The sequence below is a fragment of the Streptomyces bobili genome (assembly GCF_002154575.1).
GTDB lineage: Bacteria > Actinomycetota > Actinomycetes > Streptomycetales > Streptomycetaceae > Streptomyces > Streptomyces bobili.
Window position 1 is genome coordinate 510 of record NZ_MUBA01000449.1, and the last position, 6683, is coordinate 7192.

The following is a 6683-nucleotide window of genomic DNA, read 5'->3' on the forward strand; positions in this document are numbered from 1 at the left end:
CCAGGGCCGCGCCGATGGCGGCATAGCGGACCTTCTTGTTCTTCAGTCTCCTCTTGGCCACGACTGCTCCGTTCTTGGGAGTGGCTTTACCTCTCGATGGGGAATTATCGAAGTCCAGGAGGCGCCACCGACAGAGTCAAATGTCCCTACGCGACGGTCACTTCGTGTGTGCTTGTGCAATGGATCATGTAGATCACGCCGGCGTGCGCCGCACGTATCTGACGTTCCGTCAGTTACGGCGGTACGATGCCGGACTCCATCGATGTGAAGGGGGTCCGCATGGGCAAGCTCGACGGACGCGTCGTCCTCGTCACCGGCGCCGCGCGGGGCCAGGGCGAACAGGAGGCGCGACTCTTCGCCGAGGAAGGCGCACGGGTCGTCGTGGCCGACGTCCTCGACGACCAGGGCGCCGCCCTCGCCGAGGAGATCGGCGCGCTCTACGTCCACCTCGACGTCGGCGAGGAGGCGCAGTGGCGGGAGGCGGTGGACGCGGCCGGGCAGGCGTACGGGCGCCTCGACGGTCTGGTCAACAACGCCGGCATCCTGCGCTTCAACGCTCTCACCGACACGCCTCTCGACGAGTTCATGCAGGTGGTGCGGGTCAATCAGGTCGGCTGCTTCCTGGGGATCAGGACGGTCGCCCCGGCGCTGGCCGACGGTGGCACGATCGTCAACACGGCCTCGTACACGGGCCTGACCGGGATGGCGGCGGTGGGGGCGTACGCGGCGAGCAAGCACGCGGTCGTCGGGCTCACCCGGGTCGCCGCCCTGGAGCTCGCGCCGCGCGGGATCAGGGTCAACGCCGTGTGCCCCGGCGCGATCGACACCGCGATGTCGAACCCGGCCGCGCTGGACCCGGAGGCGGACGCCGAGGAGACGGCGAAGGCCCTGGACGGCCTGTACCGGGGGCTCGTGCCGCTGGGCCGCATCGGCCGCCCGGAGGAGGTGGCCCGGCTGGCCCTGTTCCTCACCTCGGACGACTCCTCCTACATCACCGGGCAGCCGTTCGTGATCGACGGGGGATGGCTCGCCGGGGTCTCCGTGATCTGACGGACCGTCAGCTATTGACGCCTTCGGCGGGCGGTGCCACAGTCGGCGATCTGACGGGACATCAGATATCTAGGGAACCGGGGACGGTGAACCTCCTTGGAATTCGGGCTCTTTGTACAGGGATACGTCGGCAAGCGGGCCGAGACCGACCCCCTCGCCGAGCACAAGGCACTGATGGAGGAGACCGAGTACGTCATCCAGGCGGACCGGTCCGGCTTCAAGTACGCCTGGGCGTCGGAGCACCACTTCCTGGAGGAGTACTCCCACCTCTCCGCCAACGACGTCTTCCTCGGCTACCTGGCCCACGCCACCGAACGCATCCACCTCGGCTCCGGCATCTTCAACCCGCTCGCCCAGGTCAACCACCCGGTGAAGGTCGCCGAGAAGGTCGCCATGCTCGACCACCTCACCGACAACCGCTTCGAGTTCGGCAGCGGACGCGGCGCCGGCTCGCACGAGATCCTCGGCTTCCTCCCCGGCATCACCGACATGAACTACACGAAGGAGATCTGGGAGGAGACCATCGCCGAGTTCCCCAAGATGTGGCTCCAGGACGAGTACGTCGGCTTCCAGGGCAAGCACTGGCAGCTTCCGCCCAGGAAGGTGCTGCCCAAGCCGCACGGCGGCAGCCATCCCGCGATGTGGTACGCCGCCGGGTCGCCGCCGTCGTACGCGATGGCCGCCCGCAAGGGGCTCGGCGTGCTCGGGTTCAGCATCCAGAAGGTCGCCGACATGGAGTGGGTGCTGGAGCAGTACAAGACGGCGATCGTGAACGCCGAACCGATCGGCGACTTCGTCAACGACAACGTGATGGTGACGACCACGGCGATCTGCGCGCCCACGCACGACGAGGCGATCCGGATCGCGGTCAGCGGCGGGCTGCACTACCTGCCGTCGCTGGTGTTCCGGTACCACGACACGTTCCCCCGCCCCGAGGGGTTCCCCGAGTGGCCGGAGACGCTGCCCGAGTACACCCCCGAGTTCGTCGAACTCCTCGTCGAGGAGGAGCTGCTGATCTGCGGCGACCCGGACGAGGTGCTGCGGCAGTGCAAGCGCTGGGAGCAGGCCGGAGCCGATCAGCTGAGCTTCGGACTCCCTGTCGGGGTGCCGAAGGAGGAGACGCTGCAGACGATCCGGCTGATCGGGGAGCACGTCATCCCCAAGATCGACACGGATCCCGTGCACCGGACCACGAGGTTCCGCCGAGCCGGCGCCTGACCACCCACGCCGATCGCCGATCGCCGTCGATCCCCCGGAGTCGAGGAGGCAGCACCCCATGCTCGATCACGTCATCACCGGCGCGACCGTCGTCGACGGGACGGGGGCGCCGGCCCGTATCGCCGACGTCGGGGTCCGGGACGGCCGTATCGCCGCCGTGGGGCGGATCACCGAGGCGGCGCGCACCAGCGAGGACGCCGCCGGACTGGTCCTCGCGCCCGGGTTCGTCGACCCCCACACGCACTACGACGCCCAGCTGTTCTGGGACCCCTACGCCACCCCGTCCCTGAACCACGGGGTGACGACCGTCGCCGCCGGGAACTGCGGCTTCACCCTCGCCCCCCTGAACCCCTCCCGTCCCGACGACGCCGACTACACCCGCCGGATGATGTCCAAGGTGGAGGGGATGTCGCTGGTGGCGCTGGAGGAGGGGGCGCCGTGGAACTGGCACTCCTTCGGGGAGTACCTGGACGCCCTGGAGGGGCGGATCGCGGTCAACGCCGGTTTCATGGTGGGGCATTGCGCGCTGCGGCGGTACGTGATGGGCCCGGACGCCGTCGGCGGGCAGCCGACCGCGGAGCAGCTCGCCCGGATCGTGGGGCTGCTGCACGAGGCGATGGACGCCGGCGCCTGGGGCTTCTCCACCACGCAGTCCTCCACCCACTCCGACGGCGACGGGCGGCCGGTCGCCTCCCGGCACGCGCGCCCGGCGGAGCTGCTGGCGATGGCGAAGGCCGTCGGGGAGCACGAGGGCACTCAGATCGAGGCGATCGTCGCGGGCTGCCTGGACCAGTTCAGCGACGCCGAGATCGACCTGTTCGCCGAGCTGAGCGCGGCGGCCGGACGCCCCCTGAACTGGAACGTCCTCACCATCGACGCGTCCGTACCCGAACGCGTGCCCAGGCAGCTCGCGGCGAGCGAGCGGGCACGGAAGGCGGGCGGCCGGGTGGTCGCCCTGACCATGCCGATCCTCACGCCGATGAACATGTCCCTCGGCACCTTCTGCGCCCTGAACCTGATCCCCGGCTGGGGCCCGGTCCTCGGCCTGCCGGTCCCGGAGCGCATCGCCCGCCTGCGCGACCCGCAGGTCCGGGCGGAGCTGCTCGGACGCGCGGACTCCAAGGAGGCGGGCGTGTTCCGGCGGCTGGCCGACTTCGGGCGGTACGTCATCGGCGACACCTACAGCGAGGCGAACCGCGGCCTGTCCGGCCGGGTCGTCAAGGACATCGCGGCGGAACGCGGCCAGGACCCCTTCAGCTGCCTGGTGGAGATCTGCGCGGCCGACGAACTGCGTACGGTCCTGTGGCCCATGCCGCCGGACAACGACCCCGCGTCCTGGGCGCTGCGCGCCGAGACCTGGCGGCACGAGGACGTGCTGCTCGGCGGCTCCGACGCCGGCGCGCACCTGGACCGCATGTGCGGGGCGCCGTACACGACCCGGTTCCTCGGGGACTGTCTGCGCGGGCGGAGACTCGTCGGGCTCGAACAGGCGGTGAAGATGCTGACGGACGATCCGGCGCGGCTGTTCGGGCTGCGCGGGCGGGGCCGGATCGAGGAGGGCTTCCACGCCGACCTCGTCCTCTTCGACCCCGAGCGGATCGAGGCGGGCCCGGCGACCCTCGTGCACGACCTGCCCGGCGACAGTCCGCGGCTGGACTCCAGGGCGCTCGGCGTGCGGGCGGTCTGGGTCAACGGGGTGGCGGCGATCCGCGACGACGTGGTGACCGGTGCCGTACCGGGGAAGGTGCTGCGCTCGGGGCGGGACACGCGGACGGTGGGCACCCGGTGAACGAGCACGGTGCGTATCCGGTGAACGAGCACGGCCGGCACCCCGTGCGCCAGCGGCTGTTCGTCGGCGGCCGGTGGACCGAGCCGGACGGCGGTCACTACGAGGTGACCGATCCGGCGACCGAGGAAACCGTCGGATGGGCGCCGGAGGCCTCGCGGGACCAGGTGCTGGCGGCCTGCGCCGCGGCCCGCGAGGCCTTCGGTCCGTGGTCGCGTACGGCACCCGGTGAGCGGGCGGCGGTGCTGGCGCGGGCGGCGGACGTCATCCGCGGCCACCTCGTGTCGTACGCCGGCCTCGCGCAGGCCGAGACCGGCGCCACGACGGCGACCGCGCGGGCCATGCAGGTCGGCGTCGGCGCCGCCCGTTTCCGGCGCTACGCGCGCGTGGAGCCCGCCGAGTGGGCGATCGAACCGCAGATCAACGAGGCGAGCCGATCCGGCGGGGCGGGCGTGATGGGCGCGCTCGCCGTCCGCCAGCCCGTCGGCGTCGTCGCCTGCATCACGTCGTACAACAACCCGTGGGCGAACCCGGCGGGCAAGATCGCTCCGGCGCTCGCCATGGGCAACACGGTCGTCGTCAAGCCCGCCCCGCAGGACCCGCTGTCCGTCTACCGGATGGCGGAGGCGCTGGAGACGGCGGGCGTGCCGCGCGGGGTCGTGAACGTGGTCTCCGGACGCTCGGTCGAGGTGGGGGAGACGCTGGTGGCGTCCCCGGACGTCGACATGGTGAGCTTCACCGGCTCCACGGCGGTCGGACAGCGCATCGCCGAGGTGTGCGGGCGGTCGATGAAACGCCAGCTCATGGAACTCGGCGGCAAGGGTGCGGCCCTGGTCCTCGACGACGCCGACATCGGCTCGGCCGTGGCCGGCATCGGGACGACGTTCTCCTTCTACAGCGGCCAGATCTGCACCGCCCCGACCCGCGTACTGGCCCAACGGGGCGTTTACGACCGTCTGGTGGACGGCCTCACGGCGTACGCCCGCCGCCTGAAGGTCGGCGACCCGCGCGACCCGGCCACGGTGGTCGGCCCGCTGATCTCGGCGGCCCACCGGGACCGGGTGGAGTCGTACGTGGAACTGGGGCGCAAGGAGGGCGCGGTGCTGGTGACGGGGGGCGAACGCCCGCCGCTGGACCGGGGTTTCCACTTCACCCCCACCCTCCTCGCCGACTGCACCAACGACATGCGGGTGGCCCGCGAGGAGATCTTCGGCCCGGTCGTCGTCGTCATCCCCTTCGACGACGAGGAGGAAGGCGTCACCCTGGCCAACGACAGCGACTACGGCCTCATCGACTACGTCTGGTCCGGCGACATCGCGCGCGCCTTCCGCCTCGCCCGGCGTCTGCGCGCCGGAGGCGTCGGCATCAACACGGTCGGCCGCAACATGGAGGCCCCGTTCGGCGGCTTCAAGAGGAGCGGGGTGGGCCGCGATGTCGGCTCGTACGCGCTGCACGCGTACAGCGAGGTGCAGTCGCTCGTGTGGCCGGGGTGAGGGTTTCCTGGCAGGTGCCCTGACAACAACCGCTACCCGTCCAGATCCACCCGCACCGTCAACAGATTCGTGCCCAGGGCCCGCACCGCCGTGCTGTTGAACCGTGGCAGGCCGCGCAGGCGGGCGACCGCGTCGTCGTCGGGCAGGAGATGCGCCGTGCCTGCGTGCCACCGCCCGCCGATCCGCACCCGCACGCGCGGATCGGCCTTGATGTTGCGGACGTACTGGGACAGCTCCCCGAACTCCGACACCAGCCAGAACGCGTTCCCGACCCGTCGCCCTCCCACCGGTGTCTGCCGCGGCAGCCCGGACGTGCGGCCGGTCGTCTCGATGACGGTCTGGAAGGGGAGGCGGCGCAGCAGCGGGTTGAGACGGCGCTGGACGGCGGTGGTGGCGCGGAATCGGCGGTCGTTGAGGCGGGACATCGGCGGTGCGACTCCTTCACACAAAGGGCTCGAACTGTTGCTTCAATGGTCTCGGACGCGCGAGCGACGACGACGGGTGGCTGCGGATGCGGGTCGTGACCTGGAACCTGTGGTGGCGTTTCGGGCCGTGGGAGGCCCGGCAGAAGGCCATCCTGTCGGTCCTGCGGGACCTGGACCCCGATGTCGTCGGCCTTCAGGAGGTGTGGGCCGCCGGTGGGGAGAACCTCGCCGAGTGGCTCGCCGGAGAGCTGGGCCTGCACGCGGCCTGGGCGCCGTCCCACGCCCCCGAACGGTGGCAACGGCGGATCGGCGACGCGTCGGTGGGCATCGGCAACGCGGTACTCAGCCGCTGGCCGGTGGTGGCCCAGGACGTCCTCCCCCTCCCGGCGCCCACCGAGGTCGCCGACGGCCGCCTGGCCCTCTACACCCGCCTCGCGGCCCCCGCCCACGACATCCCCTTCTTCACCACCCACCCCACCTCCCACCCCCACGCCTCCGCGGTGCGCTGCCGCCAGGTCACCGCTCTAGCCGAGTTCATCGCCCGGCACCGCGGAGGCGTGGAGCTGGGAGGTGAGGTGGGTGGTGAAGAAGGGGATGTCGTGGGGGCCGCGAGGCGGGTGTAGAGGGCCAGGCGGCCGTCGGCGACCTCGGTGGGCGCCGGGAGGGGGAGGACGTCCTGGGCCACCACCGGCCAGCGGCTGAGTACCGCGT

General features: G+C 71.4%; 5 protein-coding genes and 1 pseudogene. 5 read left to right on the top strand and 1 reads right to left on the bottom strand.

The genetic code is table 11. From position 1 onward, the window contains the following. The first annotated feature begins 279 nt into the window (after window positions 1-279). The 4 genes from BZL64_RS29840 (at window position 280) to BZL64_RS29855 (ending at window position 5547) form a co-directional block, all read left to right on the top strand. Entirely contained in the window at window positions 280-1050 is a 771-nt protein-coding gene (locus tag BZL64_RS29840; protein WP_086772274.1) for an SDR family NAD(P)-dependent oxidoreductase, read from the top strand. Between the two features lie 96 nt (window positions 1051-1146). Further along, window positions 1147-2268 carry an LLM class flavin-dependent oxidoreductase gene (locus BZL64_RS29845; protein ID WP_086772271.1) on the top strand — a complete coding sequence of 374 codons (1122 nt, stop codon included), beginning with the start codon at window positions 1147-1149 and terminating at the stop codon, window positions 2266-2268. Between the two features lie 19 nt (window positions 2269-2287). Further along, a complete protein-coding gene (locus BZL64_RS29850) occupies window positions 2288-4057 on the top strand; it encodes an N-acyl-D-amino-acid deacylase family protein (protein WP_279634620.1) in 1770 nt (589 codons plus the stop codon). Beyond that, window positions 4054-5547 carry an aldehyde dehydrogenase family protein gene (locus tag BZL64_RS29855; RefSeq protein WP_244205547.1) on the top strand — a complete coding sequence of 498 codons (1494 nt, stop codon included), beginning with the start codon at window positions 4054-4056 and terminating at the stop codon, window positions 5545-5547. Before BZL64_RS29850 ends, BZL64_RS29855 begins: the two co-directional genes overlap by 4 nt. 32 nt (window positions 5548-5579) lie before the next feature. Here the strand turns inward: BZL64_RS29855 and BZL64_RS29860 are convergent, their stop codons facing one another. Further along, window positions 5580-5972, bottom strand: coding sequence for a nitroreductase/quinone reductase family protein (locus tag BZL64_RS29860; protein ID WP_086772273.1), 393 nt, complete (start codon window positions 5970-5972; stop codon window positions 5580-5582). Window positions 5973-6058: 86 nt separating this feature from the next. Here BZL64_RS29860 and BZL64_RS29865 point away from each other — a divergent pair. Beyond that, a pseudogene (locus BZL64_RS29865) lies at window positions 6059-6559 on the top strand (endonuclease/exonuclease/phosphatase family protein); the annotation flags it as partial. Between the last annotated feature and the right edge of the window lie 124 nt (window positions 6560-6683).